This window comes from Pseudoalteromonas sp. McH1-7 (assembly GCF_013366255.1).
Classification (GTDB): domain Bacteria; phylum Pseudomonadota; class Gammaproteobacteria; order Enterobacterales; family Alteromonadaceae; genus Pseudoalteromonas; species Pseudoalteromonas peptidolytica.
In genome coordinates, this window is the sequence record NZ_JABWPQ010000014.1 from 125,835 (window position 1) to 142,304 (window position 16,470).

Here is a 16,470-nt window from a genome sequence, read left to right on the forward strand (position 1 = left end):
GTTTACCAGTAGGAGGTTAAGAAGGAGTGACAAACGCGCTGTTAGTTTCATGAGCTAGGTGTTCCTGTTGATGAATTAGTTATGTTTTAACATGCTTCAAAAGTGACAATCAAGCATAAATTATCCATCAAAACTGACTTTAAAATATATAAAATAAAAATTTAAGTCTAAAAAAAGTATTTAATAGACAATATCTTTCAATTTAAGAGAGAAATACAGATAGTATATGAAATGAACAGGGTAATTTTGAATTTTAATTACAAGCAAAAAAATAGCCTATGCAAGGCTATTTTTTGGGCGGCTCTGGGTGCTTCGCATATCCTGAAGCACCTTTTGCGATATACCTCAGTTGCCACTTCAGGCGCTCGGTAAGTTCTGCACGTTGTTGTGAGTCTTGATCTAAGGCCTCTGCACCTGAGCTAAATACCAAAGTGACCATAGCCTCAGCTTGCATATGAGCGTGATGCGCATCCACCCTAGTCTCAGTCTCTAAGTAATGTGCAAGCTCAAGTATAAAGTGCTTTATCTCTCGTGCCACCGCAGCACGGAATGCCGGTGAGGTGCCAGAGCGTTCACGTAGTAACAACCGGAACTGGTTACTCGACTGCTCAATAAACTCCATAAAAGTATAAACAGACGTATTAATAACGCTACCGCCTTTGGCAATGCGGCGTCTTGCCTGTCGCATTAATTGCCGCAGGGTTAAGCCAGCTTCATCCACCATAGTTAAGCCAAGCTCGTTCATATCTTTAAAGTGGCGGTAAAAAGAAGTAGGTGCGATACCAGCCTCTCTTGCAACCTCACGCAGACTCAAATTAGAGAAACTATGCTCCGCACTCAGCTGGTTAAATGCCGCTTCGATAAGCGCTTGACGAGTCTTCTGTTTTTGTTGGGCACGGACACCTGTCATGGACTTTCCCCAATTCGCTTCGAAAATAAGAACAATAAAGCGCAGTCTAAACCTTGACGCAGCAAGAATGAAATACTATTTTAGCGTACAGTTGTACGCTGAAATAAGATTTTGAGACTGACTGATGAAAAAACCTCCCATTTTATGGACCAATGTGCTGTTTTTTAGCTTATCGTTTCTGGCAGCCGTTACTTTGGTTCCTTGGTATGGCTTCGAATACGGTTATACCACCAGCCACTGGCTAGCATTTATTGCCTGCATGTTCTACGCAGGCCTATCAATTACAGCAGGTTATCACCGCTTGTGGGCACATAAAGCCTACGATGCACACCCTGTTATTCAAATTATTTTTGCGCTAGGCGGTGCATTTGCGCTACAAAACAGCGCATTACACTGGAGTAGTGATCATCGAATTCATCACGGCCAAGTTGATGATCCCGTTAAAGACCCTTATGCCGCAACTCGAGGCTTTTGGTATAGCCATATTGGTTGGATGCTACGCGACTATCAAGGCGACAGCTATGGTGATTACAGCAACGCACGCGATTTACAGCGCAATCGGATTGTTATGTGGCAGCATAAACATTATATGAAATTGGTATTACTAACCAATATTGGTATTCCGCTCACGCTGGGCTTATTGCTAGGTAATGTTATCGGTATGCTGCTACTCGCAGGTGTGCTGAGATTAGTGCTTAGTCAACACTTTACCTTTTTTATCAATTCACTGGCACACATCTGGGGAAGCCGTCCATATACAGAGAAAAATACCGCAAGAGACAACGGCTTTTTAGCATTGTTTACTTATGGTGAGGGCTACCACAATTTTCACCATATTTTTGCAAGTGACTACCGTAACGGTATTCGCTGGTATCACTACGATCCGACTAAATGGCTGATCCGTGCCTTTGCGGCGCTCGGGCTTGCCAGCAAGCTAAAACGAACGCCGATAGAGCGTATCGAGAAAGCCAAAGCAGAAACGCTACTAAATAAAACGAAAGTTAGCCTCGCAAAATTGCCTTTAGCGCAAGATAAGCTTACATTGTTACAACAAGAGTATGATTTGCTTCTGAAAAAGCTTCAAAACTACTGTGCGGTGCAAAAGCAAGTACTTGAAGCAAAGAAAGCAGCCGTACGTGCACAATGCGAACACTCCGCATTAATGCAACAATATAAAGAGTTAGAACAAGCTTGGGAAAGTCAAAAACAAGCTTGGATTGCACTGAACTCGAGGCTTCTGAAAACGGCATAACACTCAGCGGCCTCAACAATGATAAGGGTGAGGCCGTGAGCAAAAAAGCCACAGAAAAAACAAAAAGTATTCCAGATTCCTATCAATATGACGCCATAATCATAGGCACAGGCCCAGGTGGCGAGGGCGCCGCCATGAACCTCTCAAAAAGTGGCAAAAAAGTCGCTGTCATCGAGCGTCAACATGCTGTTGGTGGCGGCTGTGTTCACTGGGGTACTATTCCTTCCAAGGCACTGCGCCACTCCGTCAGCCGCCTGATTGAATACAAAGCCAATCCCTTATACCGTTTTACCGAGCGTCCGCAGCGCCATACGTTTCAAGACATATTGCACCATGCGAGTGATGTCATTTCCAAGCAATCCACGCTGCGCTCAAGCTTTTATGGCCGTAATCGTATTCATTTATTCCAAGGTGACGCCAGCTTTATCGATGCCCACACGGTTCAAGTTCTGCACCAAGATGGCTCACAGGAACTATTAACCGCTCATACCATTGTCATCGCGACAGGTTCGCGGCCATATCGCCCACCAGGCGTAGACTTCACTCACCCTAGAGTGTATGACAGCGATACTATTTTAAGTTTAGAGCACAACCCGCAGCGCGTATTGATCTATGGCGCTGGCGTTATCGGTTGTGAATATGCCTCTATTTTTAAAGGACTTGGGGCAAAGGTAGATCTGATAAATACCCGCGACCGCCTTTTGGCCTTTATGGATGCAGAGATTTCAGATGCGCTAAGCTATCACTTCTGGAATAACGGTATTGTTATTCGACACAACGAAGAATTTGCCAAAGTAGAAACCCATGAGAAAGGCGTGATTGTTCACCTGCAATCCGGAAAAAAGGTTCGGGCAGATTGTATCTTATGGGCCAATGGTCGCTCAGGAAACACTGAGACGCTAAACCTAGAAAGCGTTGGATTGAAGGCAGATAGCCGTGGACAACTCAAAGTCAATGAGCATTACCAAACAGAAGTCGATAATATTTTTGCAGTGGGTGATGTAATTGGTTATCCAAGCCTAGCCAGTGCCGCGTTTGACCAAGGGCGTATTGCTGCCAATGCGATTGTGCATGGAGCGTGCGATGACCGTTTGATCACTGATATTCCAACGGGCATATATACTATTCCAGAAATGAGCTCAGTAGGTAAAACAGAGCAAGAGCTAACTGCTGCTCGCATTCCTTATGAAGTAGGTCGTGCACAATTTAAACACCTGGCGCGCGCCCAGATTACAGGCACTGAAGTGGGTAGTTTAAAAATTTTATTCCATGCTGAGAGCAAAGAAATACTCGGCATCCACTGCTTTGGTGAGCGCGCTTCTGAAATTATTCATATCGGCCAAGCGATTATGGAACAAAAGGGTGCAGGCAATAACATAGAGTATTTTATCAACACCACATTTAACTACCCAACCATGGCGGAAGCCTATCGTGTTGCGGCGCTAAATGGGATCAACCGCCTGCTAGATTAGTTAAAACAAGCGTGACGTCTAGCACATCACGCTTTTTATAAGCTAAAACGATACTCAGCGCTGAGCCGCCAGACACTATCTGTTTGTTTGGGTTTACCATTAAAGGCTTCTCGATTCGCAACGGTAGTAGTGAGCCCTAGCCATTCCGCTCCTACTATCCAATTTGAATGCAACTGATATTTTGCAGTTATAGTGAAACCATGGCCATGACTTTGGTTTGGATCGAACTGCCAGTCATCTTTATCGATAACCTTAAATTGCTCTGCTCGCACACTAAAGCGCCACGCGTTACGCTTATGAGTCAATAACAGAAACCAACTATTGAAGTCATTATCGACACCGCGATTAGTCCCCATCGCAGTATTGCCAGCCATTCCTTGGAACAGCAGCTGTGTTTGTGTTGATAACTTATAGCGCCAAGCGGCGCTTATAAACTTGGTATCCCACGCATATTGGCCCGTGCGATAATTAATTTTGCTCGGATCACCATTATTATCGTACCAATACACATTGACCGCGCTACGAGTCGAGAAGTCATGATGATACCCAAAGTAGTATCCAAAACGACCATCTATTTCTGTGAAAGGCTCAACATATTGCGCTTGATGCTGTAACTGCGGCGTATTTAACGACTCAACGGCGGCAAAGGGTATGCTTTCATTAAATACCGACTGCCTATCATGAACTGTAAACCCTCGCCATGCTAACAAAGTACCTGCGGGATCATTGCCCTTAAAGATCCCAGCAACCCCTTTATACCCCTTACCTCTGCTGCGACGAGTTGATGGCTGCTCCACGGCTATTTCTGAACCGAATACACGCACCTCTTCCCCAATCCAAGCATTAATTGCTGAATACTGGTAATGGTAAGGAGATGACCAACCAATATCTGGGTTTTCAATGGAAAAACTGGGATAGAAACCACCGGTACGCACTATCAACCGGCGACCATTTTTGGGAAGGGTGCGATACTGTAAATATAACTCGGTAAATCCGAGCTTATCATCTGGATCTGGTACGTATTGCATTACGCCATGTAAAGACCAAGCACTGTCAAAATCAATGCGCCAATCCACTACCCCGCGACTCAACACCAAATCTGACTCGGCTTGACCGAAGCGAGTTACCCCCCAACCTGGTTGATACCAAGCTTTACGGTTGTCATCGTGCTGCCAGGTAGCCTGTAACTGGCCATGTCCAGACACTTCGACTGCATTAGTTTGCCCAATGGCAAATAGTGCTAGCATAGGGCTTAATTTAGTAATCATCGAAGCCATCAGAAAAGTCCTGTAGTGGAGCAATCAACGTTTGTTTTAATTGATACGTTATTGAACTGGTGTTACTCAAGCCAGAGAGCTGGTGCTGCTCAACTTGCTCTAGGTTTTCAAACCGTTCGTGCCACACATGTAGCTGTAACGCGCCTGCTTGCACCACATCTAGATCCAGAGTGACATAACCATTGCTATCAGTTACGGCAAATAAAGGACTGTCTACAACCACGATATACCCTAACATCCAGTCATGAATATTACAGCCAAGTTCGACAATCCCTGCCTTATCAAAAAGTACCTTTTTTGGGTCGTCACGATAGAGCTTCAGCTCAAAGGGCTTGGCTGGTGAGAAAGAGTACACATGATGCAAAATAGAATCTAAATTAGGAAACGAGACCTGAGCCCCTGTTGGTACCATTAGAATATGCGGCACAAATGACTTATCTTTTTGCTCCATCTTGAAACCATTTTCCGGTGCCAAGTGCGCGACGCCTTCACCTTCAAGCCATACGGCTGCATTCGCTAGCGGCTGCTTATCATTGTCTAACACTTGTATTTCCAGCGCACCAACAGCGCTTGATTGTAATGCGACTAGTGCGATGGCAAGACATCGCAGCAAAGTTAGGTTTTGCATAAGCGGTTTGTCCTATCCTTATTTTATTTTGTGCTTATCTTCAGTAGACCGAGCGGAATAAATATTACATTCATCGCATTTACTGGATGAATACGTATGCAGCTTTTACGTGAACTTTAGCATACAACAGTAAGCTTAGCTTATACGCAAAAGAACACGAATAGACGTGTCGACAACAAAAAGGAAACGCTATGCACCCCCTATCAGTTTCACTCATTGGCTTAAGCTTTTTTACCAGCACAAGCTTCGCCACATCATTAGCAGTCAGCTCGCCCGATGGCAATATTACTTTTACTTTAAATGACGATAAGCGCCAACCTACCTACCAAATAAGCTTTAACAACAAAACCATTATTGCTCCCTCTAAACTTGGTTTTGACTTTGCGAAGGCGGCATCTATGCGTGATGGGTTGACTATCGCCACGCATCACCGTAGCAGTGTCGATAGTAGCTGGGAGCAGCCTTGGGGTGAGGCTCGCGTGATCCAAGACCAGCATAATGAGCTGGCGGTCACATTTGCCAAACAGACCGACCAATCACCGCAATATACTGTACGCGTCAAGGTGTTTGATGATGGTGTCGGCTTTCGCTATGAGGTTGCTCAAAACCAAGCCCTTTATATTACCAAAGAGCTCACCGAATTTACCTTTGCCAGCAGCGATAAGATTACCGCATGGTGGATCCCAGCGCGTGGATGGAATCGCTATGAATATGTATACAACACCACACCTCTGCACGATGCTGCTCATGTGCACACCCCATTTACCTTAAAGAACCAAGATGGTGTGCATATCAGTGTACACGAAGCCGCCCTTATAGATTATGCGGGTATGACATTAAATCAACGCCGTCCCGGCACATTTATAGCTGATTTAACTCCTTGGTCAGATGGGATTGCAGTTAAGACCAATGGCAAGTTCAACACACCTTGGCGCACGCTTCAAATAGGAGATGAGGCTAAAGATTTGCTCAACTCCCACTTGATTTTAAACCTCAATGAGCCAAACAAACTAGGCGATGTTTCTTGGGTTGAACCGGGTAAATACATCGGTATTTGGTGGGAAATGCACATAAATAAAAACACTTGGGGAAGTGGAGAAAAGCATGGTGCAACGACTGAGCGCACTAAAGCATACCTAACCTTTGCAGCCGATAATGGCTTTGATGGTGTATTAGTTGAAGGCTGGAACACTGGCTGGGATGGTGACTGGTTCTTCAACGGCGATGTTTTTAGCTTTACCGAAGCCTACCCTGATTTCAACATAGACGAAATAGCCAAACATGGCGAAACTGTCGGCGCTCGCTTAATTGGCCATCACGAGACTTCAGGCAATGTTAGTAACTATCGAAATCAAATGGCAGAGGCCTTTGCACTCTACGAAAAAGCCGGTGTACGTCAGGTAAAAACAGGCTATGTTGCAGATGGCGGCAACATCAAACGCATTGATGCCAAGGGCAATGCCAGATTCGAGTGGCATGATGGCCAATTTATGGCAAATGAGTACCTAGACAACATAAAACTGGCAGCCAAACATAAGATCAGTATTAACACCCATGAGCCTATCAAAGACACAGGGCTGCGCCGCACCTATCCAAACTGGATTTCTCGAGAAGGCGCCAGAGGACAAGAGTTTAACGCATGGGGCACGCCACCAAACTCACCTGAACATGTGCCAATGCTTGCTTTTACCCGCATGTTAGCAGGCCCTATGGACTTTACTCCGGGTATTTTTGACATGGGCTTTAATGGCCTTGGTGATAAAACTAACCGCCCACAAACCACCCTAGCTAAGCAATTAGCGCTTTATGTTGTACTTTATAGCCCAATTCAAATGGCGGCCGATTTACCAGAAAATTACCTCGCTAAGCCAGATGCCTTTCAATTTATAAAAGATGTACCGACTGATTGGGAACACAGTATCGCACTTGCGGGAGAAGTGGGTGATTATGTTGTCTTTGCCAGAAAGGAACGTAAACATAAACAATACAGCGGTAACGACTGGTTCTTAGGCGCAGTGACGGATGAAGAAGCAAGAGACATTCCTATTACTTTGGACTTCCTCGAACCAGGTAAAACCTTCGAAGCACAAATTTACGCAGACGGCGACAAAGCTGAATGGAAACACAATCCGTATGAAATGAACATTTACCGTAAAAAAGTAACCAGTACTGACAAGCTGATGTTAAAACTGGCTGCCGGTGGCGGGGTTGCGATCCGCTTTAAAGCACTATAAACAACGCGTGGTCACCCTCTACAGGGCGACCACCATTTTAAATTACCGCTGGTATTACTGACACTGATAGCTAGGGGTTAATCCTTTAGCAATTTCCCACTTCGCCGTTAGCAATGATGCAGGACCGTTGCTATCGTGCGAGAGCTCCCAATTCATAATGCCGCCAGCATTGAGCTTAGCGTACTGCGTTTTTGCACGGATCGTCGGGATACCATTATAGTAACTGCTGCCATCACTATCACGACACGCATTGGCTGGGTTTTCTTGCAGTAAGGTGCGGTATGCCTTCCAAGTAGGTCTTGCATAAAATGGTACACCTAATACCGTTTTTTCCTTGCTCAAACCACGACCTTGCCAATAAGCAATAGAATCTTTGGCATATTGCATAGAAGCATGATCGCCATTGTTCGCGTCATACGCCATCAAATTTAAAAAGTCGATATCTTGGAATACAGATTCCAACACGCCACCACCTGTGTACCCAAGCGCCACCACTGCGGCTGTTAAAAATTTACCTCTGGCACGCAACTCAACGCTTAGCGCTTTCATCAGTAACGCATAGTTATTTGCAGAAGCACCAGGATCTGGATACTCCCAGTCCATATCAACCCCATCAAGGTTGTGCTGCTCAACAAACGCAATAACCTCTTGGACAAAACGCGCTCGACCTTGCTCCGAGTTAGCAAATGTCTCAAACGCACTATCATCGCCGCCATTCCAACCACCAATGGCAATCCCTACCTTCACATTATTGGCATGAGCTGAATTTACCAGCGCTGTCATTTTGCTTAAATTTTCGAGCGGTCTTAGTGTGCCATCAGCATTAGGAAGTAAAAATGAGTAATTGATATGGGTGAGCTTATCAAATTGAATGTCGCTCACGGAGCCTTGCCAACTTGGGAAGTAGCCGACAATTTTAAAATTAGGATCGCCAGGAGGTGTATCATCAGAAACTACACTAAAGCTCACAGAACTCGACTCACCTCTCGCCCCAGATGTATCAGTGGCATAGACGGTTAACGCACGAGCACCAAGCCCCTGCGCTTGCCACATAGCCTCATAGGGTGGAGTGCTATCAGACGCCACAAGCGTACCATCAAGATAAAACTCAACATTATCAATGGTAGTATTTTGCGGATGGCTTACTGTTGCAGCAAGACTAACGAGCGAACCAGCAACAACGCGTGCATTGCTGCTCGGAGAAGTAACCGACACAATGGGAAGTGGCGTAGTCGCATCGCAGCGTCCGTTTGCTTGCCAGACTCCGTAAGTTTCAGAATGCTGTGCTGGATTTTGGTTTTGTGTCCACCATTTAGCTGTGTATTTGGAAGACTGATAAGTGACAGCATCTCCACCGGTATAGACCTGCTGTGATTGCCATTGCGTTAAGTTGCTACAGTCCACAGCTAATGCAACTTCCATCGCACCTAAGAGCGGAAGTGCTATCAATAGATTTGTATATTTCATTACCTTTTTCCATGTTGTATGTCGGCTAAAGCAAGCCATGCCGAGTTTAAATAAATGTTAACTTGCGATTCTAGCCTATCAGCATGGATAAATTTCGTACAACATGCGGTGCTACGACCTTAGTCTAATACAGTGATAAAGCGTCTTACTTTCTATTCCATTCGTGTATTTGCAGTGGAGCACGTTTATAAAATGTGCAATTGATGCTCGTAGGCTGTACAGATAAGACAGAGCTCAGTATGCTTGCAAGTTTAGGCGCTGATAAAGAGAATAACACTGAAATGAGTACGGCATTTTCGAGACGATTTGTAACTTTAGTGGAGCAGTTTGCAGGCGGCAATAAACGTCAATTTGCCCAACTAACAGGTAAATCTCCTTCCCATATTTACCGTATTTGTCGCGGCTTGAGCCGCCCATCTATGATTTATCTTGAACATCTTTATAATCTCTTTGCGGTTGACTTAAATTGGCTACTGACAGGAGAGCAGCCTCTCGATAAGCCACAAAGCCAGCTCCAAGATGAACTTACACTCATTCCAAAACTCGACATTGAGGCCAGTGCAGGGATGGGGAGTGTGATTGGTAATGAGGAAGTAACAGAGCAATTTGCACTTAATCGCCGCTGGCTAAACTCTCATTTAGGCGTGTACTCAGATAAACTCGCTTTTGTGTCTATTCGTGGTGACAGTATGCAGCCTACATTATTAGACGGCGATATGGTACTTGTGGATTTATCACAACATCAGCCTAGTAAAGATGCCGTTTATATCGTGCAAACGCAAGACGGCCTAATGGCAAAACGCGTGCAACAGAGACAGAACCGAATCCAGGTGATCAGTGACAACCCTGACTACCCGAGCTGGGAGATCACCGCTGACAATGCCGATAGTCACGGCATTGCAGGACGTGTTGTTTGGTGTGGTCGCAGTATATAAGCCACACCCTACTTTACAGTGTGATGCACCAACATCACACTGACTTAGCCAGCGTTTCCTGTCCCTTGTGTGTATTCACAAACTGACTTAGCACTAACGAACATACAGCCAGTGCAGCCCCAAAGTAAAATACCAAGGATTGATCGTACAGCCATACCACCCCAAAACTTGCAGGGATCACCACCGCAGCAATATGGTTAATGGTAAAGCTAACACCAGCCGTTGCCGCGATATCTTCTGGTCGAGCAATTTTTTGGAAATAAGTTTTAAGTGCAATCGCCATCGCAAAAAATAAATGATCAATCACATAAAGTGCTGCTGCAAAGCTTGCTGACTCTACTAATGCGTACCCAATAAACACAGCAATCAGCCCAATATATTCTATTGTCAGGGTTTTACGCTCACCTATATGACCAATCATCTGCCCAATCTTAGGTGCAATAAATATGTTTACCAAATGATTTAGCATATACAGTGCTGTGATCTGTGCAACATCAAAACCAAACTTTTCCACCATTAAGAAACCCGCAAATACCATAAAGATTTGCCGCCTCGCACCAGAAAAGAAAATCAACGCATAATAAAGGCTATACTCTTTTCTTAAAATCAGCTTCTTATGTTGCCTAGTGTGTATTTCAAACGTCGGAAAGCCAATAAACATAAGTAACGCAATAATAAAACCAACACCGCCAATTAGTAGATACATCCACTGATAGTCCGCAGAGAAGTAGCTAAAACCCAGCCATATTATCGCGTAGGTGATTAAAGAGGCGATGGATTTAATCGAGAGCAAGATACCCAGTTTTGCCGGTGCCTCATCTTTATTAAACCATTGTAAACTGAGCGATTGATTCAGCGTCTCGAAATAGTGAAAACCTATCGACATTAATACTGTGGTCGCATACAAACCGTATATAGTAGGTAACCACCCCGTAATGGCGACGCCAAGCGACAACAAACACAAGCTGATCAGTGCGAAGGTTTGTTCCTTTAACACCAATAAAACAAATACCGCTGTAAACGCCAAAAACCCAGGGATCTCACGCAGCGATTGCAACATTCCCATATTAGCACCATTGAAATTTGCCGCTTCAATCGCAAAGTTATTGAGCATAGCCATCCAACCTGCGAACGTAACGGCCATAACAACGGTTGCGAGCACTAAGAAATTAAAAGGACTTTGCCATCCTTGAGAAGTATTCTTCATGATTATCTCCACATAAAGCACAACTATTAAAAGTTATGGCTATAATATGGCCACATGTTAATTTCTGATATACACAATTATGCCAAGTTCTTTATCAAAACAGACAATCTCTCCTTGGCGTATTCAGCCAAAGTCGAAGCGCTTTTTAAAACCTGCACTTGGTCGACCAATTCTTCCTAGGGCAGTAAAAAAAGCAGAGTGGGAACATGTCCAGCAACATCAACATGATTGGGGCCAGCTTGCATATACCAGTAATGGCGTGATCACTATTGTGACCCCAGAGGGCACATTTGTGATCCCTCCTGACCAAGCTTTATGGCTCCCCCCAGGCCTGCCACATGAGACATATTGTCGCTACGGTGGAGACTTTCGTAGTGTGTATATTGATACTAAATATACTGAGTTACTGGGAAATAAAGCCAAGTTGATTGTTGTCGATGAACTACTAAAACAATTTATTTTGGAGATCTGTACTTGGCAGGAAGATTACCACCTAGATGAAAAAACAGAGCGATTTATAACGGTCTTTATTGATAGGCTAACATCAGCTGCAACTTGCCACTTTTTTATTCCAAGCGCACAAGATGCTCGAATCTTACCCATTGTAACCGAGCTGCATACTAACCCAGGATGTAAAGTAAGTTTGGAGGAATGGAGTGGTCAAGTGGGCGCATCCACTCGTACACTAAACCGTTTATTCCACAAGTGTTTTATGATGGGCTTTAGTGACTGGCGCCAAAAATTAAGGGCAATCAAAGCAATCGAATTGTTAAAAGGCGGATATTCTCAGCAACAAGCAGCACAGTATTTAGGTTTTGACTCAACCGCGGCATTTAGCAGTGCGTTTAAAAAGGTATTTGGAAAACCACCAGGGCAATATCTAAAAAAGTGAGCGAGTAGCCTCTTAATTTTTTATTAGTTGAGTTAAAGCAAAAGGGTATGCAACTGCATACCCTTCAAAGTTGTCACTCTAGAGCTATTCTTAACACTCTAAGATTTACATCTAAAATTGATAAGTAAAGGCACCGTAATACATCCGCCCGATATTGTCATAACTTGCACTACTTGCACCTGTGCCTGTAGTGTAGCCTGGTAGATCTCTATCAAACACGTTATCAACGCCAAGTTCCAACGTAATGCCATTGTCGAAACGATAGCCACCACGTATATCTGTAATAAAGTAGCTGCCATAGCTCATAATGTTACTAGGATCTGGGTTTTTATTTAGAGACTTATCGGTATATAGGCTAACTTCATCTAAGTAACGCGTTTTCGAGCTAAAGTGCCAGTTATTGACCTTATAGCCAAGTGATACCATAGCTTGCCACTCTGCTTCACCTGTTGTCCCAGCATACTCTTCAGAGTCTGATAAGTCAGACTGGAAAGGAAATTCTTCACGACTCTTAAGATAGGTTCCTATTAGGCTGGAAGTCATACGACCTTCGAATAAATCAAAGTCATAGCCAATCTCAAAATCTATCCCTTCTGCGTTCTGTTTAGCAACGTTTTGCGTAATTGAACGAATACCGGTCAACTCTCCGTCCGCATCTCGTGTCACCAACGCACAGAACTGGTTATCAATACCACTTAACGAATCAACACATTTATCAAGAATGTCCTGGCCTGAGATATTATTAATTGCATCTTCAATCTCAATTTCCCAGTAGTCAAGCGTTATAGAAAGACCCGATATTGCTTCTGGTGTATATACTACACCAAATGTAAGGCTATCAGATTCTTCTTCTTTAAGGTCTGGGTTGCCACCAAGTACGCCCGGTATAGAAGAGCTGGTCGCTACCGCGTCAAAATCTTCTGGGATACCAAGTGCATCACAGTTCGCTCTGCGGTTCGCATCTTGAACTTCACCACGCTTACAGGGGTCAGTGATACTTCTAAAAAAGTTCTCACTTTGAGGCCCGTATAGTTCCGAAATATTTGGTGCCCGCATCGCTCTAGACTTAGTGGTTCGAACTCGTAACTCATCTGTTACCGTCCAGTTTAAACCCGTTTTCCAGCTTACGGTATCTCCGATAGTTGAATAATCAGCATAACGTACTGCAACATCTAATGATAAATCCTGCACTAACATCATATCGGCAAGTAATGGGACAGAAATTTCAGAAAAGGCTTCTCTTACACTGAAGTCTCCATGCTCTTCTTGGATTGCATTCAAGAATGTTGCACCCGTTGCAGCAAAGGCATCAGGTAAGGAATCACTTTCTTCTTTTCGATACTCAAGACCAAATGATACGCCCACATAACCTGCTGGTAATTCAAATAGTCCGCTATTACTGATATTGGCATTCAATACTGTTTGCTTAATCTCAGACTTACTGACACTTGTTGTATTGAACCAAGCTGCGGCTTCATCACTTACTGCGCCATAGCCAAACATACTTGTTGGCACACACCCTGCAGCACGAGCTTGCTCATCACGACAAACAATATCACCATTGTCTAATCGAATAGCATCAGCTGACTGCTTAATACGTGCTTTAATCGTATTACCTGCATTGGTCTGCGTGATCTCTGTCTTACCATACACAGCTGACGCTTCAAAATCCCAGTCCTCAGCTACAACTCCGCTCAGCCCTGCAACAAAGCTTGTTGTCTCACGCTCATTCAATTCATAGCGACGGCCTGCATCTTCCATGAAACGGTGCATATTAAATTCATCGACGCCATTTCTATCCATCAGCTGTGCCAAAGACTCATGCATATAAGCATTATCTCTTTTGATCACAAATGCACCCGTCCCACGGCTATCACCATATTCAAAATACGACGGCTGACCAATAGAATCTGCTTCTGATTTTGTGTACTTTGCAGAGGCGTAAACATTCAAATCTGACGTAATATCGTAGTTAGCTTTGATATTTACGTTTGTATTTTCAAACGTTGGCTGTAATTCTCGATAACGGGTTAGGTCAAGGATATCACAGTCGCCAGAACAAATTGCCCAGTCATTTTCATAGGTTGTACCTAGTTTTTGTGGTCTAACACTGCCGTCAGGGTTAAAGGTATACCAAACTAACTCGCCATTTTCCTGCTGATAAAAGTTACCGTTTACAGAGTCATCATAATAACCGGCATTAGTGATTGTTAACCTATCAGCTATCCCATCATGAATATAGTTACCATCTTCGCCGGCGATGTCACCATCATTTGGGTTAGTGATTGAGCTAATCAGCCTATTAGTTTGAGCGCGGTCGGTAGCATTCATACCATCTTGGCTCACATGAGATACTGAAATACCGACATTACCCTTACCGCCATCAAAGTCTAGGCCGTAAGAAAGGCTGAACTTTTCATTTTCATACGGCCCTTCCGCAGCAGTACCTTTAGACACACTTAAGTCAAAACCTTGAATGTCTTTTTTCAAAATGAAGTTAACTACACCTGTTACCGCATCAGCACCGTATACAGCTGACGCACCACCCGTGATAATTTCAACACGCTCGATCCAGTTTGAAGGAATATTATTAACATCAACAGATGCAGAACCCGGACTACTTGACACATGGCGCTTACCATCAACCAACACCAATGTTCTTGCAGTACCCATACCTCGTAGGTCAAGTAAACTCAGACCTGCGGTACCAATACTTCTTCCAGCATTCGCAAGAGAGTAGGTGTTTGCTAACGCTGGCATATCATTTAATGCTTCACCGATGCTTGTTACACCGCTGGCTAACAATGCCTCTCCACTGATAACTGTCACTGGGGCTGGGGCGATCGCACCCTCTCTTAAAATGCGAGAACCTGTTACTTGGATTTTTTCTACTTCATCAACTCCGGAGCTTTGTTCAGCAAGCACATTCATTGAGGTTGACGCAATGGCACAACTTACGGCAAAAAACACAGGAGTTCGTTTTGTTATTAGGTTTGTTATATTCATTTATGACCTTATTCTTTTTTATATACTTCGTTCCCGATAAAGCAACAACATAAACTATTTCTTTACGAGGAAAAGATCAAGATTTTTTATAAAAAATATGAATTTTTTTATTTTTAATAAAACAACAACAGATTTATAACATCAGAAAGAGAGGTGAAAAATGCAACAAATTGAAATTTATTAATAACATTCTTTATCAAAAAAGGGTTAGGAACTGTAATCAACTTAGAGCTTTCAGTCTGATTATTCTTGCTTATTTGAGCCTATTAATCAAATAGCTACTCCATTTCCCGATCAACCCGCTTTGAACCGCTACGAAGCTGGTTATATCAATTATGATAATTAATTTGCTAATTTGAAGCGAGAAAATCTCTTATTTAGATTTTCTAAATAAGAGCTCTTTAACGCAGTTAACGTCTGATTTATTCCTCCAAATTGAACAAATATTAAGGCTAATTGGTATTACAGCAATGTTCGAGCTTAAAAACTACGAAGCCCTCAGCTCATTGAGATGAGCGCATGTAGGATATTTTTGTTCTTTTTGTTTAATAGAGCCAACAGCTCGGCGGGTAAACCGCCTCCTACCAGTGCAGTACCTTGTTGGTGCTGTGGTGGGAGCGAGTTTACCTCGCGATGTGTTGATTATCTTGTGAGGTTTTATTTTCAAATCCCACATAGCAAAAAACCCGCTGTATTGCTGCAAAGGGTTTCTTTTCGGCGGGTAAACCGCTTCCTACCAATGCAGCACTATGGTGGTGTCGTGGTGGGAGAGAATTTACCTCGCGATGTGTTGATTGTTTTGTAATGTATTGATTGCTTTTCGAGGTGTTGATTATCTTGTGAGATTTTCTTTTCAAATCCCACATAGCAAAAAACCCGCTGCATTGCTGCAAAGGGTTTCTTTTCAAATCCCACATAGCAAAAAACACGTCGCATTGCTGCAACAGGTTTGACGTACATGGATGCACTAATTTCGATTAGATTCATGGATGAATGCGGTTAATCGGCCTTTTATAAGGCCCTGGCTCGCTACGAAGTAGGATGTTCTACTTTCACATGGGAAGCCCACACTATCATTGACCGGGACCGACCCTTCGCGGGGCTCGCCTTCGAGCTGTTTTGTTTCACTTCTGAGTTTGGGTGACAAGAAACCGAAGTAACGCTTCCAGTTCGAGGAAGTGAGCGCATGG

At 43.8% G+C, this 16,470-nt stretch carries 12 protein-coding genes; 5 read left to right on the top strand and 7 right to left on the bottom strand.

What is annotated here, in order from left to right:
- Positions 1-286 precede the first annotated feature (286 nt).
- Positions 287-910, bottom strand: a complete 624-nt coding sequence (gene fabR / locus HUZ36_RS11740; RefSeq protein ID WP_125251318.1) for an HTH-type transcriptional repressor FabR — start codon at positions 908-910, stop codon at positions 287-289.
- Between the two features lie 124 nt (positions 911-1,034).
- On the opposite strand from fabR, the gene HUZ36_RS11745 reads away from it, so the two are divergent.
- Together HUZ36_RS11745 and sthA are read left to right on the top strand one after the other, a co-directional pair.
- Positions 1,035-2,162, top strand: coding sequence for an acyl-CoA desaturase (locus tag HUZ36_RS11745; RefSeq protein ID WP_176032937.1), 1,128 nt, complete (start codon positions 1,035-1,037; stop codon positions 2,160-2,162).
- Between the two features lie 35 nt (positions 2,163-2,197).
- Entirely contained in the window at positions 2,198-3,634 is a 1,437-nt protein-coding gene (sthA, locus tag HUZ36_RS11750) for a Si-specific NAD(P)(+) transhydrogenase (RefSeq protein WP_125251316.1), read from the top strand.
- A gap of 35 nt (positions 3,635-3,669) precedes the next feature.
- Here sthA and HUZ36_RS11755 read toward each other — a convergent pair whose 3' ends face one another.
- Both HUZ36_RS11755 and HUZ36_RS11760 read right to left on the bottom strand, forming a co-directional pair.
- Positions 3,670-4,911, bottom strand: coding sequence for a hypothetical protein (locus HUZ36_RS11755; protein WP_176032938.1), 1,242 nt, complete (start codon positions 4,909-4,911; stop codon positions 3,670-3,672).
- Positions 4,892-5,539 (bottom strand): methylamine utilization protein, encoded by a 648-nt coding sequence (locus HUZ36_RS11760; RefSeq protein ID WP_176032939.1) that lies wholly within the window; start codon positions 5,537-5,539, stop codon positions 4,892-4,894. The genes HUZ36_RS11755 and HUZ36_RS11760 overlap by 20 nt, the downstream gene beginning before the upstream one ends.
- Positions 5,540-5,730: 191 nt before the next feature.
- On the opposite strand from HUZ36_RS11760, the gene HUZ36_RS11765 reads away from it, so the two are divergent.
- Entirely contained in the window at positions 5,731-7,773 is a 2,043-nt protein-coding gene (locus HUZ36_RS11765; protein ID WP_176032940.1) for a glycoside hydrolase family 97 protein, read from the top strand.
- A 54-nt stretch (positions 7,774-7,827) separates the two neighbouring features.
- Here the strand turns inward: HUZ36_RS11765 and HUZ36_RS11770 are convergent, their stop codons facing one another.
- Positions 7,828-9,240, bottom strand: a complete 1,413-nt coding sequence (locus tag HUZ36_RS11770; protein ID WP_176032941.1) for a glycosyl hydrolase family 18 protein — start codon at positions 9,238-9,240, stop codon at positions 7,828-7,830.
- 203 nt (positions 9,241-9,443) lie between these two features.
- On the opposite strand from HUZ36_RS11770, the gene HUZ36_RS11775 reads away from it, so the two are divergent.
- The gene (locus HUZ36_RS11775; RefSeq protein WP_254879542.1) at positions 9,444-10,175 is read left to right on the top strand and encodes an XRE family transcriptional regulator; all 732 of its coding nucleotides are present in this window, start codon (positions 9,444-9,446) and stop codon (positions 10,173-10,175) included.
- Between the two features lie 34 nt (positions 10,176-10,209).
- On the opposite strand, the gene HUZ36_RS11780 is transcribed toward HUZ36_RS11775, so the two are convergent.
- Positions 10,210-11,382, bottom strand: a complete 1,173-nt coding sequence (locus HUZ36_RS11780; RefSeq protein WP_176032942.1) for an MFS transporter — start codon at positions 11,380-11,382, stop codon at positions 10,210-10,212.
- A 79-nt stretch (positions 11,383-11,461) separates the two neighbouring features.
- On the opposite strand from HUZ36_RS11780, the gene HUZ36_RS11785 reads away from it, so the two are divergent.
- A complete protein-coding gene (locus HUZ36_RS11785) occupies positions 11,462-12,274 on the top strand; it encodes an AraC family transcriptional regulator (protein ID WP_125251310.1) in 813 nt (270 codons plus the stop codon).
- A gap of 111 nt (positions 12,275-12,385) precedes the next feature.
- On the opposite strand, the gene HUZ36_RS11790 is transcribed toward HUZ36_RS11785, so the two are convergent.
- Both HUZ36_RS11790 and HUZ36_RS11795 read right to left on the bottom strand, forming a co-directional pair.
- Positions 12,386-15,280 carry a TonB-dependent receptor gene (locus HUZ36_RS11790; protein ID WP_128729804.1) on the bottom strand — a complete coding sequence of 965 codons (2,895 nt, stop codon included), beginning with the start codon at positions 15,278-15,280 and terminating at the stop codon, positions 12,386-12,388.
- A 747-nt stretch (positions 15,281-16,027) separates the two neighbouring features.
- The gene (locus HUZ36_RS11795) at positions 16,028-16,267 is read right to left on the bottom strand and encodes a hypothetical protein (RefSeq protein ID WP_176032943.1); all 240 of its coding nucleotides are present in this window, start codon (positions 16,265-16,267) and stop codon (positions 16,028-16,030) included.
- Between the last annotated feature and the right edge of the window lie 203 nt (positions 16,268-16,470).